Here is a 14,766-nt window from a genome sequence, read left to right as displayed (position 1 = left end):
AACGTTTCGCTCATGGAGCAAGAATATGAAAAAAGGTTGTGTTCTGAACGCTGATATTTCGTCTGTCATCTCTCGTCTTGGTCATACCGATACGCTGGTGGTATGTGATGCCGGGTTGCCGGTACCGCGCACTACGCAACGCATTGATATGGCGTTAACTCAGGGCGTGCCTTCCTTTATGCAGGTGCTGGAAGTGGTGACCGCAGAAATGCAGGTTGAGGCCGCAATCATCGCGTCGGAGATCAAGCAGTTGAATCCGCAGCTCCACGAAACGTTGCTCACTCACCTTGAGCAGCTGCAGCAACACCAGGGGAATACCATCGAAGTGCGGTACGTTACGCACGAACAATTTAAAAAAGAGACCGCAGGTAGTCAGGCGGTTATTCGCAGCGGGGAGTGCTCCCCGTTTGCGAATATCATTCTCTGTGCCGGCGTCACCTTCTGAGGCGATCATGGACGCATTACTGCAACTTAAAGGCATTGATAAATCCTTTCCCGGCGTCAAAGCCCTCTCCGGCGCGGCGCTAAACGTCTATTCCGGCCGCGTGATGGCGCTGGTCGGTGAAAATGGCGCCGGAAAGTCGACAATGATGAAAGTGCTGACCGGCATCTACAGCCGCGACGCCGGTTCGCTGCTCTGGTTGGGCAAAGAGACCACCTTCAGCGGGCCAAAATCCTCTCAGGAAGCGGGCATCGGCATTATTCACCAGGAGCTGAACCTGATTCCGCAGCTCACCATTGCCGAGAACATCTTTCTTGGCCGCGAGTTTGTTAACCGCTTCGGCAAAATCGACTGGAAAAAGATGTTCGCCGAAGCCAACACGCTGCTGGCCAAACTCAATCTGCGCTTTAAAAGCGATCGCACGGTAGGTGAGCTCTCCATCGGCGATCAGCAGATGGTCGAAATCGCCAAAGTGATGAGCTATGAGTCGCAGGTCATCATTATGGATGAGCCGACCGATGCGCTGACCGATACTGAAACCGAGTCACTGTTTCGCGTGATCCGCGAACTGAAAGCGCAGGGGCGCGGCATCGTCTATATCTCCCACCGCATGAAGGAGATCTTCGAGATTTGCGATGACGTTACCGTGTTTCGCGACGGGCAGTTTATTGCCGAGCGCGAGGTCGCGACGCTGACGGAAGATACGCTGATTGAGATGATGGTCGGCCGCAAACTGGAAGATCAATATCCGCGTCTGGACAAAGCGCCGGGCGAAGTTCGTTTGAAGGTCGATAATCTCTGCGGGCCGGGGGTTGATAACGTCAGCTTTACGCTGCGCAAAGGCGAGATCCTCGGCGTTGCCGGGCTGATGGGGGCCGGGCGTACCGAGCTGATGAAAGTGCTATATGGCGCACTGCCGCGCACCAGCGGCTATGTCACCCTCGACGGTCATGAAGTGATCACCAAAACGCCGCAGGATGGGCTGGCGAACGGCATTGTCTACATCTCCGAAGACCGCAAACGCGACGGGCTGGTGCTCGGCATGTCGGTAAAAGAGAACATGTCTTTGACTGCGCTGCGCTACTTCAGCCGCACGGGCGGCAACCTGAAGCATAAAGAAGAGCAGCAGGCGGTAAGTGATTTTATTCGTCTGTTCAATGTTAAAACGCCATCAATGGAGCAGCAGATTGGTCTGCTCTCCGGCGGTAATCAACAAAAAGTGGCGATTGCGCGCGGTCTGATGACTCGCCCGAAAGTGCTAATCCTCGATGAGCCGACGCGCGGCGTGGATGTCGGAGCGAAGAAAGAGATTTATCAACTTATTAACCAGTTCAAGGCCGATGGCCTGAGCATCATTCTTGTTTCGTCGGAAATGCCGGAAGTGTTAGGTATGAGCGATCGGATCATGGTGATGCATGAAGGGCATCTCGGCGGGGAATTCACGCGCGAGCAGGCCACTCAGGAAGTGTTGATGGCTGCCGCTGTGGGCAAGCTTAATCGTGTGAATCAGGAGTAAGAGAGATGACTACCCAGGCCGTTTCTGGTCGCCGCTATTTCAGCAAAGCGTGGCTGATGGAACAAAAATCGCTGATTGCCCTGCTGGTGCTGATCGCCATCGTTTCGACCATGAGTCCCAACTTTTTTACCGTCAATAACCTGTTGAATATTCTCCAGCAGACCTCCGTGAACGCCATTATGGCGGTGGGCATGACGCTGGTGATCCTGACCTCGGGAATCGATCTGTCCGTCGGTTCTCTGCTGGCGCTCACCGGCGCGGTTGCCGCCTCGCTGGTGGGTATGGAGGTGAATGCGCTGGTGGCGGTGGCGGGTGCGCTGGCGCTGGGCGCGGCGGTCGGTGCTGTGACCGGCACCATCGTCGCTAAAGGCCGCGTTCAGGCGTTTATTGCCACGCTGGTGATGATGCTGCTGCTGCGCGGCGTGACGCTGGTTTACACCAACGGCAGCCCCGCGAATACCGGCTTCACCGCTAACGCCGATATTTTTGGCTGGTTCGGTATCGGTCGCCCGCTCGGTGTGCCAACGCCGGTATGGATCATGGCCGTGGTCTTTATTGCCGCCTGGTATCTGTTACATCATACCCGTCTGGGGCGCTACATCTATGCGCTGGGCGGTAACGAAGCGGCGACGCGCCTCTCCGGTATTAGCGTCGATAAAGTCAAAATTATCGTCTACTCCCTGAGCGGCCTGCTGGCCTCGCTGGCGGGCATTATTGAAGTTGCGCGTCTCTCCTCAGCGCAGCCAACCGCGGGCGCGGGTTATGAGCTGGATGCGATTGCCGCAGTAGTACTGGGCGGTACCAGCCTTGCCGGCGGGAAAGGTCGGATTGTTGGGACATTGATCGGCGCATTGATTCTTGGCTTCCTTAATAATGGCCTGAATTTGTTGAGCGTTTCTTCCTATTACCAGATGATCGTTAAAGCAGTAGTGATTCTGCTGGCGGTGCTGGTAGACAACAAAAAGCAGTAATTCCCTACACAACAGGACTCATGAACATGAACATGAAAAAACTGGCCACTCTGGTTTCTGCTGTTGCCCTGAGCGCCACGGTAAGTGCGAACGCGATGGCGAAAGACTCTATTGCTCTGGTGATCTCCACCCTGAATAACCCCTTCTTCGTCTCGCTGAAGGATGGCGCGCAGAAAGAGGCCGACAAGCTGGGTTATGACCTGGTCGTGCTGGACTCGCAGAACAACCCGGCAAAAGAGCTGGCCAACGTCCAGGATTTAACCGTTCGCGGCACCAAGCTTCTGCTGATCAACCCGACCGATTCCGATGCGGTGGGTAACGCCATTAAGATGGCTAACCAGGCCAAAATCCCGGTGATCACGCTCGACCGCGTTGCCAGCAGCGGTGAAGTGGTAAGCCATATCGCTTCTGATAACGTGCTCGGCGGTAAAATCGCCGGTGACTACATCGCCAAGAAAGCGGGCGAAGGCGCGAAAGTGATCGAACTGCAGGGCATTGCCGGGACGTCTGCCGCGCGTGAGCGTGGTGAAGGTTTCCAGCAGGCAGTCGCAGCGCACAAATTCAACGTCCTCGCCAGCCAGCCGGCTGACTTCGACCGCACCAAAGGTCTGAACGTGATGCAGAACCTGCTGACCGCCCATCCGGACGTGCAGGCAGTCTTCGCCCAGAACGATGAGATGGCACTCGGCGCGTTGCGCGCGCTGCAGACTGCGGGCAAAAGCGACGTGATAGTGGTCGGTTTTGACGGTACGCCGGACGGCGAAAAAGCGGTTAACGACGGCAAACTGGCCGCTACTGTTGCCCAGTTGCCGGAGCAGATTGGCGCGAAAGGCGTTGATACCGCAGACAAAGTGTTGAAAGGCGAAAAAGTTTACGCTAAAAATCCGGTTGACCTGAAACTGGTCATCAAGCAGTAACAGAACGTTCAGGCTCGATGTACGTTCTGTCAGCCTGAGGGACAAGGTAATAAAAGAAAAGCATGGCACGCGCCACCGTTCGCGGTGGCGCACTTTATGGACACGCTCATCATGAAAACCGCAGGCAAACTCGTCGTTCTTGGCAGTATCAATGCCGATCACATTCTTAACCTTGAATCTTTCCCGACTCCCGGCGAAACCGTAACCGGCAATCACTACCAGGTGGCATTCGGCGGCAAAGGGGCCAATCAGGCCGTCGCGGCCGGACGCAGCGGCGCGGATATCGCGTTTATTGCCTGCACCGGCGATGACGATACCGGTGCGCGTGTGCGTAAGCAGCTCGCCAGCGACAATATTGATGTGGCGCCTGTGAGCGTGGTTGCGGGTGAGTCGACCGGCGTAGCGCTGATTTTCGTTAACGGCGAAGGGGAGAATGTCATCGGTATTCATGCCGGTGCGAATGCGGCGCTCACCACCGAACGCGTGGCTGAACAGCAGACGTTAATTGCCGAGGCGTCGGCGCTGTTAATGCAGCTGGAGTCACCGGTTGAGAGCGTGCTGTCGGCCGCCCGTATTGCACAGCAAAACCAGACTACGGTCGCGCTAAACCCTGCTCCGGCACGGCAACTCTCTGATGAGCTACTGGCGCTGGTGGACATCATTACCCCTAATGAGACCGAAGCGGAAAAACTCACCGGCATCGCGGTTTCCAGTGATGAAGATGCGGCGCGTGCCGCACGGGTCCTGCATGATAAAGGCATCCGGACGGTCATCATTACTCTCGGCAGCCGCGGTGTATGGGCCAGTGTAAACGGCGAAGGCAAGCGGGTACCGGGTTTCAAGGTAAAAGCCATTGATACTATCGCTGCGGGCGACACCTTTAACGGTGCGCTGATGACCGCGCTGCTGGAAGAGAAGCCGCTGGATGAGGCGATCCGCTTTGCCCATGCGGCGGCGGCTATCGCCGTGACGCGCAAAGGCGCGCAGCCTTCGGTTCCTTGGCGTAATGAGATTGATGATTTTCTCGCTCAGCAGGGGTGACGCGTGGCCACCATGAAGGATGTTGCCCGCCTGGCGGGCGTTTCTACCTCTACCGTCTCCCACGTCATTAATAATGATCGTTTTGTCAGTGACGCAATTCGCGAGAAGGTGGATGCTGCGATCGCCTCACTGAACTATGCGCCTTCCGCGGTGGCACGCAGCCTGAAGCTTAAGCAGACACGCACGATCGGGATGCTGATCACTGCCAGTACCAACCCTTTTTACTCTGAGCTGGTGCGCGGGGTAGAGCGCAGCTGCTTTGAGCGGGGTTATAGCCTGGTGTTATGCAACACCGAAGGCGACGAACAGCGGATGAACCGCAATCTGGAAACGCTGATGCAAAAGCGCGTCGACGGCCTGCTTCTGCTCTGTACCGAAACGCATCAGCCTTCGCAAGTCATCATGAGCCGTTACCCTTCGATTCCCACCGTGATGATGGATTGGGCACCGTTCGATGGCGACAGCGATCTGATCCAAGATAACTCGCTGTTGGGCGGCATGATGGCGACGGAGTATCTCATCCATAAAGGGATGACGCGTATCGCCTGTATTACCGGCCCGCTGGATAAAACGCCTTCCCGGCTGCGGCTGGAGGGGTATCGTGAGGCGATGGCGCGCGCCGGGTTAACGATTCGCGACGGCGACGAGATCGAGAGTGATTTCGAGTTTGGCGGTGGCCTGACGGCGATGCAGCGTCTGCTGGCGATGGATGAGCGCCCGCAGGCGGTATTTATCGGCAATGATGCGATGGCGGTCGGCGCTTATCAGGCGCTCTACCAGGCGGGGCTGTCGATCCCGCAGGATATGGCGATTGTCGGATACGACGATATTGAGCTGGCGCGCTATATGACGCCGCCGCTCACCACTATCCATCAGCCAAAGGATGAACTGGGTGAGCTGGCGATTGATGTGCTGATCCACCGTATTGCCGACCCGAGCCTGCAGCAACAGCGCCTACAGCTGACGCCTGTCTTAATGGAGCGCGGTTCAGCCTGATTTTTTGTGGCGCTCCTTGATCAGGTTGCGGCCATCTTTCGCCTTCAACAGCATAAAGGTTAACGCGGAGACTACCGTTACTGCGCCCATCGTCATAAAGGTGTAGTGGAACTGTTCAACGGTATTGGTGCCATCGAACCCTTCATAAAAACGCAGCACCGCTGCGCTCACCGCCACACCGAGGCTTATCGACAGCTGCTGCGTTACCGCAAGCACGCTATTGCCGCTGCTGGCGTTTTCATCCGTTAAGTCGGCAAGGGAGATGGTATTCATGGCGGTAAACTGCGTCGACATCGCCATCCCTAATATGAACAGCGGCAGCACCAGCATCCAGATTGCCATCGCCTGGGTTTGCAGGGCGAACTGCGCAATCATCACACCAATAAAGAGCGTGACGCCAACCAGTGTTTTGCGATAGCCAAACCAGCGCAGGATCTGCGTGACGGTCGATTTCGCCAGAATGGAGCCCAGAGCCGTGGGGGCCATCATGCAACCAGCGATCAGCGCCGGATAGCCAAAGCCAACCTGCAACATCAGTGGCATTAAGAAAGGAACGCAGCCGGTGCCGAGGCGCGAAGCGATATTCCCGGCGATGCCGACGGAGAAGGTGCGCGTCTTGAAGAGATTGAGCGAGATAAGCGGCGTCGGGTGGCGGCGGGCGTGGCGAATATAGAGCAGCAATAGGGCAATGCCGCTGAAGATAATGCTTAGGGCAAGCCAGGTTTCAACCACTTTCTCGCCGAACAGTTCCATGCCGCTTGAGAAGAGCACCAGGCTTAAGCCGAACAGCAGGAAGCCCCACATATCAAAACTGCGGCGCGGCGTGGTGAAGTTCGGCATATATTTACGCGCATAGAGCAACCCGGCGACACCAATGGGAATATTAATTAGAAAGATCCAGTGCCAGCTTGCCCAGGTAACCAGCACGCCGCCCATCACCGGCCCAAGAATCGGCCCGACCAGCCCCGGCATGGTGACAAAGTTAAGTACCGGCAGCAATTCACTGCGCGGATAGGCGCGCAGCAGGGCAAGGCGCGCCACCGGCATCATCATCGCCCCGCCAATCCCCTGAATCACGCGGAAGACAACCAGCATGGCCAGAGAGTTGGAGAGGGCGCAGGCCAGCGAGCCGAGGGTGAAAAGGCTGACGGCTAACATAAAGATGCGTCGCGTGCCGAAGCGGTCGGCCAGCCAGCCGCTGACCGGAATAAGCATAGCAACGGTCAGGGTGTAACTGATAATGGCGGACTGCATCGCCAGCGGTGAACGGTTAAGACTTTGCGCAATGGCGGGTAGGGCGGTGTTAAGGATGGTGGCGTCGAGCGCCTGCATAAAAAAGGCCATCGCGGCGATCCACGGCAGCCCGGCCATACTGCGCCCTTTCTTCTTTGTCATACTCATTCCTTTAATTAGGCGAATTCAACAATCTCTGGCACGCCTGACACGCACTCTCACCGTCGCTTTCCTGAATCGCGTCGACGATAGCCTGGTGAAGATCCAGCTTAATCACTTCGTTCTCAGTAATAGAGGTGAAGTAAGTATGGTAAACCGAGTGGAAAAGTGTGGCGAAAGAGATAAGGAAAGGATTACCGCTCATGGTGTAGATATGCTCATGCCACGCCATGTCCACCTCTATCCAGCGTTCACGGTTGAACGTCTTTTTCAGGCACACCATCTCTTCCATTAATGTATTGAGATAAGCCTTTTGCTCGGCGCTTGCCAGTGTGGCGGCCAGGAGACAGGCCTGCGGCTCGAGGCTGGCGCGCATAACGAGAAAGTGTTGGATCACTTCCTGGAAGTTGTCTTCGCTCATCCACCATGAGAGAAGCTCGGTATCAAGGAAGTTCCAGTTCCCCTTCGGCATCACGCGTGTGCCGATGCGCGGGCGGGGTAAGACCATGCCCTTCGCGGTTAATGTCTTTATTGCCTCTCTCACTGCGGTACGGCTTACGCCAAACTTCTCGCCGAGCTCCATCTCGCCGGGCAAGATGGTTCCCGGCACATACTCTCCTCTGAGGATCTGCTGCGCCAGTTTCTCGGCTAAGACCCAGGAGATGTTTTTCTGTGCGGCAAGCTGCTGTGCGTTTAAAGGCATTTCTCACTTCCTTCTTCTTTATTTCATTCGGTAGTATGCCATTCGATATCTACAAGTGGTGGTAAAAACAGCAAAACCCGCTATTTATGCCGCTTTTAACCGCACTTTGTTGAAAAAAAACACGGTTGAAAAGTTTTTTCAAATTAGGGGTTGTCAGCAGGAATTAACTGCCTATAATGCGCCTCCACTGACACGGCACAACGGCAAACACACCGGTCTGTCAGGTGAAGAAATCTGAAAATAATCAGTTGACTTCACAGCGGGAAAGCGTAATATGCACACCCCGCGCCGCAGCGAAAAGCGAAGCGGCACTGCTCTTTAACAATTTATCAGACAATCTGTGTGGGCACTCAGGTGACATGGATTCTTAATGTCCTCGGACACTAAATGAATACCAAGTCTCACGGGTGAACACGTAATTCATTACGGTTTAATTCGATGAGCATCAAACTTTAAATTGAAGAGTTTGATCATGGCTCAGATTGAACGCTGGCGGCAGGCCTAACACATGCAAGTCGAACGGTAACAGGAAGCAGCTTGCTGCTTTGCTGACGAGTGGCGGACGGGTGAGTAATGTCTGGGAAACTGCCTGATGGAGGGGGATAACTACTGGAAACGGTAGCTAATACCGCATAACGTCGCAAGACCAAAGAGGGGGACCTTCGGGCCTCTTGCCATCAGATGTGCCCAGATGGGATTAGCTAGTAGGTGGGGTAACGGCTCACCTAGGCGACGATCCCTAGCTGGTCTGAGAGGATGACCAGCCACACTGGAACTGAGACACGGTCCAGACTCCTACGGGAGGCAGCAGTGGGGAATATTGCACAATGGGCGCAAGCCTGATGCAGCCATGCCGCGTGTATGAAGAAGGCCTTCGGGTTGTAAAGTACTTTCAGCGGGGAGGAAGGCGATGCGGTTAATAACCGCGTCGATTGACGTTACCCGCAGAAGAAGCACCGGCTAACTCCGTGCCAGCAGCCGCGGTAATACGGAGGGTGCAAGCGTTAATCGGAATTACTGGGCGTAAAGCGCACGCAGGCGGTCTGTCAAGTCGGATGTGAAATCCCCGGGCTCAACCTGGGAACTGCATCCGAAACTGGCAGGCTTGAGTCTCGTAGAGGGGGGTAGAATTCCAGGTGTAGCGGTGAAATGCGTAGAGATCTGGAGGAATACCGGTGGCGAAGGCGGCCCCCTGGACGAAGACTGACGCTCAGGTGCGAAAGCGTGGGGAGCAAACAGGATTAGATACCCTGGTAGTCCACGCCGTAAACGATGTCGACTTGGAGGTTGTGCCCTTGAGGCGTGGCTTCCGGAGCTAACGCGTTAAGTCGACCGCCTGGGGAGTACGGCCGCAAGGTTAAAACTCAAATGAATTGACGGGGGCCCGCACAAGCGGTGGAGCATGTGGTTTAATTCGATGCAACGCGAAGAACCTTACCTGGTCTTGACATCCACAGAACTTTCCAGAGATGGATTGGTGCCTTCGGGAACTGTGAGACAGGTGCTGCATGGCTGTCGTCAGCTCGTGTTGTGAAATGTTGGGTTAAGTCCCGCAACGAGCGCAACCCTTATCCTTTGTTGCCAGCGGTTAGGCCGGGAACTCAAAGGAGACTGCCAGTGATAAACTGGAGGAAGGTGGGGATGACGTCAAGTCATCATGGCCCTTACGACCAGGGCTACACACGTGCTACAATGGCGCATACAAAGAGAAGCGACCTCGCGAGAGCAAGCGGACCTCATAAAGTGCGTCGTAGTCCGGATTGGAGTCTGCAACTCGACTCCATGAAGTCGGAATCGCTAGTAATCGTGAATCAGAATGTCACGGTGAATACGTTCCCGGGCCTTGTACACACCGCCCGTCACACCATGGGAGTGGGTTGCAAAAGAAGTAGGTAGCTTAACCTTCGGGAGGGCGCTTACCACTTTGTGATTCATGACTGGGGTGAAGTCGTAACAAGGTAACCGTAGGGGAACCTGCGGTTGGATCACCTCCTTACCTTAAAGAACCTTTCCCTGTAGTGCTCACACAGATTGTCTGATGAAAAGTAAATAGCAAGGCGTCTTGCGAGTGAGACTTTGTGTCCCCTTCGTCTAGAGGCCCAGGACACCGCCCTTTCACGGCGGTAACAGGGGTTCGAATCCCCTAGGGGACGCCACTTGCTGGTCTGTGAGTGAAAGTCACCTGCCGATGTATCTCAAACCTGATTCCTGTGTGAACAGCGAGTCATGTCTGAGATATTTGCTCTTTAAAAATCTGGATCAAGCTGAAAATTGAAACACTGAACAATGCGAATTGTTCGTGAGTCTCTCAAATTTTCGCAACTTAAGGTGTTCTCGAAACATCTTCGGGTTGTGAGGTTAAGCGACTAAGCGTACACGGTGGATGCCCTGGCAGTCAGAGGCGATGAAGGACGTGCTAATCTGCGAAAAGCGCCGGTAAGGTGATATGAACCGTTACAGCCGGCGATGTCCGAATGGGGAAACCCAGTGCAATCCGTTGCACTATCGTTAACTGAATACATAGGTTAACGAGGCGAACCGGGGGAACTGAAACATCTAAGTACCCCGAGGAAAAGAAATCAACCGAGATTCCCCCAGTAGCGGCGAGCGAACGGGGAACAGCCCAGAGCCTGAATCAGCCTGAGTGTTAGTGGAAGCGTCTGGAAAGTCGCGCGATACAGGGTGACAGCCCCGTACACAAAAGCACTCTGGCTGTGAGCTCGATGAGTAGGGCGGGACACGTGGTATCCTGTCTGAATATGGGGGGACCATCCTCCAAGGCTAAATACTCCTGACTGACCGATAGTGAACCAGTACCGTGAGGGAAAGGCGAAAAGAACCCCGGCGAGGGGAGTGAAAAAGAACCTGAAACCGTGTACGTACAAGCAGTGGGAGCCTCTTTATGGGGTGACTGCGTACCTTTTGTATAATGGGTCAGCGACTTATATTCTGTAGCAAGGTTAACCGTATAGGGGAGCCGAAGGGAAACCGAGTCTTAACTGGGCGTTAAGTTGCAGGGTATAGACCCGAAACCCGGTGATCTAGCCATGGGCAGGTTGAAGGTTGGGTAACACTAACTGGAGGACCGAACCGACTAATGTTGAAAAATTAGCGGATGACCTGTGGCTGGGGGTGAAAGGCCAATCAAACCGGGAGATAGCTGGTTCTCCCCGAAAGCTATTTAGGTAGCGCCTCGTGAATTCATCTCCGGGGGTAGAGCACTGTTTCGGCTAGGGGGCCATCCCGGCTTACCAACCCGATGCAAACTACGAATACCGGAGAATGTTATCACGGGAGACACACGGCGGGTGCTAACGTCCGTCGTGAAGAGGGAAACAACCCAGACCGCCAGCTAAGGTCCCAAAGTCATGGTTAAGTGGGAAACGATGTGGGAAGGCCCAGACAGCCAGGATGTTGGCTTAGAAGCAGCCATCATTTAAAGAAAGCGTAATAGCTCACTGGTCGAGTCGGCCTGCGCGGAAGATGTAACGGGGCTAAACCATGCACCGAAGCTGCGGCAGCGACACTATGTGTTGTTGGGTAGGGGAGCGTTCTGTAAGCCTGCGAAGGTGTGCTGTGAGGCATGCTGGAGGTATCAGAAGTGCGAATGCTGACATAAGTAACGATAAAGCGGGTGAAAAGCCCGCTCGCCGGAAGACCAAGGGTTCCTGTCCAACGTTAATCGGGGCAGGGTGAGTCGACCCCTAAGGCGAGGCCGAAAGGCGTAGTCGATGGGAAACAGGTTAATATTCCTGTACTTGGTGTTACTGCGAAGGGGGGACGGAGAAGGCTATGTCGGCCGGGCGACGGTTGTCCCGGTTTAAGCGTGTAGGTGTGTGTTCCAGGTAAATCCGGTTCACTCTAACACTGAGGCGTGATGACGAGGCACTACGGTGCTGAAGTGACAAATGCCCTGCTTCCAGGAAAAGCCTCTAAGCATCAGGTAACACGAAATCGTACCCCAAACCGACACAGGTGGTCAGGTAGAGAATACCAAGGCGCTTGAGAGAACTCGGGTGAAGGAACTAGGCAAAATGGTGCCGTAACTTCGGGAGAAGGCACGCTGGTGCGTAGGTGAAGTGACTTGCTCACGGAGCTGAAACCAGTCGAAGATACCAGCTGGCTGCAACTGTTTATTAAAAACACAGCACTGTGCAAACACGAAAGTGGACGTATACGGTGTGACGCCTGCCCGGTGCCGGAAGGTTAATTGATGGGGTCAACCGCAAGGTGAAGCTCTTGATCGAAGCCCCGGTAAACGGCGGCCGTAACTATAACGGTCCTAAGGTAGCGAAATTCCTTGTCGGGTAAGTTCCGACCTGCACGAATGGCGTAATGATGGCCAGGCTGTCTCCACCCGAGACTCAGTGAAATTGAACTCGCTGTGAAGATGCAGTGTACCCGCGGCAAGACGGAAAGACCCCGTGAACCTTTACTATAGCTTGACACTGAACATTGAGCCTTGATGTGTAGGATAGGTGGGAGGCTTTGAAGCGTGGACGCCAGTCTGCGTGGAGCCAACCTTGAAATACCACCCTTTAATGTTTGATGTTCTAACGTGGACCCGTGATCCGGGTTGCGGACAGTGTCTGGTGGGTAGTTTGACTGGGGCGGTCTCCTCCTAAAGCGTAACGGAGGAGCACGAAGGTCAGCTAATCCTGGTCGGACATCAGGAGGTTAGTGCAATGGCATAAGCTGGCTTGACTGCGAGCGTGACGGCGCGAGCAGGTGCGAAAGCAGGTCATAGTGATCCGGTGGTTCTGAATGGAAGGGCCATCGCTCAACGGATAAAAGGTACTCCGGGGATAACAGGCTGATACCGCCCAAGAGTTCATATCGACGGCGGTGTTTGGCACCTCGATGTCGGCTCATCACATCCTGGGGCTGAAGTAGGTCCCAAGGGTATGGCTGTTCGCCATTTAAAGTGGTACGCGAGCTGGGTTTAGAACGTCGTGAGACAGTTCGGTCCCTATCTGCCGTGGGCGCTGGAGAATTGAGGGGGGCTGCTCCTAGTACGAGAGGACCGGAGTGGACGCATCACTGGTGTTCGGGTTGTCATGCCAATGGCACTGCCCGGTAGCTAAATGCGGAAGAGATAAGTGCTGAAAGCATCTAAGCACGAAACTTGCCCCGAGATGAGTTCTCCCTGAGACTTTAAGTCTCCTGAAGGAACGTTGAAGACGACGACGTTGATAGGCCGGGTGTGTAAGCGCAGCGATGCGTTGAGCTAACCGGTACTAATGAACCGTGAGGCTTAACCTTACAACGCCGAAGATGTTTTGGCGTGAGAGAAGATTTTCAGCTGATACCAGATTAGATGTTAAGTCCGAAGGATTTTACGCAGCAGCAAGGCGGCAACTGAGACGAGACAACAGGAGCATACTGAAGTATGTGACTGTTGCGAGCGAAGGCAGCCAACGCAGAAGCGGCGTAAAAGACACAGGACGGAGCACAAAGAATTTGCCTGGCGGCAACAGCGCGGTGGTCCCACCTGACCCCATGCCGAACTCAGAAGTGAAACGCCGTAGCGCCGATGGTAGTGTGGGGTCTCCCCATGCGAGAGTAGGGAACTGCCAGGCATCAAATAAGAAGAACCCCAGCCTCACGGCTGGGGTTTTTTGCTTTTTGCGCCAAAGAGCGGCAAATAAAATAGCCGTAGAGCACTCAAACAGCCTCTTTCTGCGCTAACCAGTGCAGAACAAACTCTGCCACTCCCTCAATATCATTAAGATCCAACACCGGTATCTTCAGCGTTAAAGCAACGTCGCTCGCTACCGCGATGACATGTTCATCTATCGTTAATTCAGTAACGTCGTGTCCGCAATCTTCGCGCCAGAGCAGGATCTTCGGCACTGGTTCATGTTTAAAGCCTTCGACTAACACCAGATCCAGCCTTGTCTCATCCATCCTACTAACCAGCCAGCCAAGATCTAGCTCCGTTTCATCAGGCGTTTCCGTCATTAATGCCCAGCGCTGGCTGCTGGCGACCAGCGTCTGCGCTGCGCCTGCCTTGCGTAGCTCATAACTATCCTTGCCCGGCGTATCAACATCCATATCATGATGGGTATGCTTGATTAAGCCTGGACGAACTCCTCGCGCGCAAAGAGCAGGAATCAGCTTTTTCAATAGCGTGGTCTTACCCGTTCCGCTCCAGGCCGCCACCGCAAGTAATGGGATCATGATTTCTCCTGCCAGCGTGCGAGATCCTCAGGCGTATTCACATTGGCGAATGTCGCGCGGCAATCACTGAAATCAACCGCATGCCCGCCTGCTTCATACATAAACTTCATCACCCTGCGTTCTCCCTGTGCCAGCCACGCTTCCAGTCGCGGTAAAAGGTCCCGATGAAGCAGAGCGATGACCGGATGATCGCGTTCGCCATCATGCACCCACACTGCCGGAGCCTGCCCGCGGCCTGCCACTAAACACGATAAGAGATCGCCTGGAATATAGGGCGTGTCACAGGGGCAAAAGAGAAACCATTCGCTTTCGCACTGTTGTAACGCAGCGAGCATACCCGCCAGCGGACCCGGGAAGTCACCTAGCGTATCCTCAATGACCGGCAGGCCACTAAGGCGATAGGCATCAAGGTTACGATTGGCGCTGATCACCACACTCTCTACCTGCGGCGCTAATCTTTCAGCGACATGTTGCCAGAGCGGTTTATCGTTAAGCACCAGTAAGCCTTTGTCTTTACCTGCCATGCGCGAGGCTTTGCCGCCAGCCAGCACGACGCCGATTACTGCACTGCTATCCTTCACCAATAACGCCTCTTTTAATGTGGGTTT

The 14,766-nt window shown here is 54.8% G+C and carries 10 protein-coding genes, 1 tRNA gene and 3 rRNA genes; 10 read left to right on the top strand and 4 right to left on the bottom strand.

What is annotated here, in order from left to right; all coding sequences use genetic code 11:
* Nucleotides 1-25 precede the first annotated feature (25 nt).
* From rbsD to rbsR, 6 genes are all read left to right on the top strand, one after another.
* Nucleotides 26-445: a D-ribose pyranase gene (gene rbsD, locus HF650_RS24090; protein ID WP_187800653.1), complete on the top strand. Its 420-nt coding sequence runs from the start codon at nt 26-28 to the stop codon at nt 443-445.
* A gap of 7 nt (nt 446-452) precedes the next feature.
* Nucleotides 453-1,958 carry a ribose ABC transporter ATP-binding protein RbsA gene (gene rbsA, locus HF650_RS24085; RefSeq protein ID WP_187800652.1) on the top strand — a complete coding sequence of 502 codons (1,506 nt, stop codon included), beginning with the start codon at nt 453-455 and terminating at the stop codon, nt 1,956-1,958.
* A gap of 5 nt (nt 1,959-1,963) precedes the next feature.
* Entirely contained in the window at nt 1,964-2,929 is a 966-nt protein-coding gene (rbsC, locus tag HF650_RS24080; protein ID WP_042711909.1) for a ribose ABC transporter permease, read from the top strand.
* Nucleotides 2,930-2,955: 26 nt separating this feature from the next.
* On the top strand, nt 2,956-3,846 hold the full coding sequence (rbsB, locus tag HF650_RS24075) for a ribose ABC transporter substrate-binding protein RbsB (RefSeq protein WP_187800651.1): 891 nt from the start codon (nt 2,956-2,958) through the stop codon (nt 3,844-3,846).
* 111 nt (nt 3,847-3,957) lie between these two features.
* Complete coding sequence (gene rbsK / locus HF650_RS24070; protein WP_187802806.1) at nt 3,958-4,887, top strand: ribokinase; 930 nt, start codon at nt 3,958-3,960, stop codon at nt 4,885-4,887.
* A 3-nt stretch (nt 4,888-4,890) separates the two neighbouring features.
* Nucleotides 4,891-5,883 (top strand): ribose operon transcriptional repressor RbsR, encoded by a 993-nt coding sequence (gene rbsR, locus HF650_RS24065; protein WP_187800650.1) that lies wholly within the window; start codon nt 4,891-4,893, stop codon nt 5,881-5,883.
* Here the strand turns inward: rbsR and mdtD are convergent.
* The gene (gene mdtD / locus HF650_RS24060) at nt 5,875-7,278 is read right to left on the bottom strand and encodes a multidrug transporter subunit MdtD (RefSeq protein WP_187800649.1); all 1,404 of its coding nucleotides are present in this window, start codon (nt 7,276-7,278) and stop codon (nt 5,875-5,877) included. The two genes, rbsR and mdtD, sit on opposite strands and share 9 nt — an antisense overlap.
* Before the next feature lie 10 nt (nt 7,279-7,288).
* The gene (locus HF650_RS24055) at nt 7,289-7,978 is read right to left on the bottom strand and encodes a FadR/GntR family transcriptional regulator (protein WP_187800648.1); all 690 of its coding nucleotides are present in this window, start codon (nt 7,976-7,978) and stop codon (nt 7,289-7,291) included.
* A 454-nt stretch (nt 7,979-8,432) separates the two neighbouring features.
* Between HF650_RS24055 and HF650_RS24050 the strand changes: the two genes are divergently transcribed.
* The 4 genes from HF650_RS24050 to rrf all read left to right on the top strand — a co-directional run bounded on the left by HF650_RS24050 (nt 8,433) and on the right by rrf (nt 13,557).
* Nucleotides 8,433-9,974 (top strand): 16S ribosomal RNA (locus tag HF650_RS24050).
* 84 nt (nt 9,975-10,058) lie between these two features.
* Nucleotides 10,059-10,134: transfer RNA gene (locus HF650_RS24045), tRNA-Glu, on the top strand.
* 200 nt (nt 10,135-10,334) lie between these two features.
* Nucleotides 10,335-13,240, top strand: a 23S ribosomal RNA gene (locus tag HF650_RS24040).
* Nucleotides 13,241-13,441: 201 nt separating this feature from the next.
* A 5S ribosomal RNA gene (gene rrf, locus HF650_RS24035) occupies nt 13,442-13,557 on the top strand.
* Together the 16S, 23S and 5S rRNA genes with 1 tRNA gene alongside form the textbook arrangement of a ribosomal RNA operon.
* 85 nt (nt 13,558-13,642) lie before the next feature.
* Here the strand turns inward: rrf and mobB are convergent.
* Together mobB and mobA are read right to left on the bottom strand one after the other, a co-directional pair.
* Nucleotides 13,643-14,158 carry a molybdopterin-guanine dinucleotide biosynthesis protein MobB gene (gene mobB, locus HF650_RS24030; protein WP_187800647.1) on the bottom strand — a complete coding sequence of 172 codons (516 nt, stop codon included), beginning with the start codon at nt 14,156-14,158 and terminating at the stop codon, nt 13,643-13,645.
* Nucleotides 14,155-14,742, bottom strand: coding sequence for a molybdenum cofactor guanylyltransferase MobA (gene mobA, locus HF650_RS24025; RefSeq protein ID WP_187800646.1), 588 nt, complete (start codon nt 14,740-14,742; stop codon nt 14,155-14,157). Before mobA ends, mobB begins: the two co-directional genes overlap by 4 nt.
* Nucleotides 14,743-14,766: the final 24 nt, after the last annotated feature.

The organism is Kosakonia sp. SMBL-WEM22 (genome assembly GCF_014490785.1).
Classification (GTDB): Bacteria; Pseudomonadota; Gammaproteobacteria; order Enterobacterales; family Enterobacteriaceae; genus Kosakonia.
The sequence above is the reverse complement of the archived record's forward strand: the minus strand, read 5'-3'. Positions and strand labels throughout refer to the sequence as shown.

Excerpts from the sequence above, each read along its gene's own strand:
- rbsD (WP_187800653.1), top strand. The coding sequence starts at position 26 with ATGAAAAAAGGTTGTGTTCTGAACGCTGATATTTCGTCTGTCATCTCT.
- rbsA (WP_187800652.1), top strand. The coding sequence starts at position 453 with ATGGACGCATTACTGCAACTTAAAGGCATTGATAAATCCTTTCCCGGC.
- rbsC (WP_042711909.1), top strand. The coding sequence starts at position 1,964 with ATGACTACCCAGGCCGTTTCTGGTCGCCGCTATTTCAGCAAAGCGTGG.
- rbsB (WP_187800651.1), top strand. The coding sequence starts at position 2,956 with ATGAACATGAAAAAACTGGCCACTCTGGTTTCTGCTGTTGCCCTGAGC.
- rbsK (WP_187802806.1), top strand. The coding sequence starts at position 3,958 with ATGAAAACCGCAGGCAAACTCGTCGTTCTTGGCAGTATCAATGCCGAT.
- mdtD (WP_187800649.1), bottom strand. The coding sequence starts at position 7,278 with ATGACAAAGAAGAAAGGGCGCAGTATGGCCGGGCTGCCGTGGATCGCC.
- HF650_RS24055 (WP_187800648.1), bottom strand. The coding sequence starts at position 7,978 with ATGCCTTTAAACGCACAGCAGCTTGCCGCACAGAAAAACATCTCCTGG.
- mobB (WP_187800647.1), bottom strand. The coding sequence starts at position 14,158 with ATGATCCCATTACTTGCGGTGGCGGCCTGGAGCGGAACGGGTAAGACC.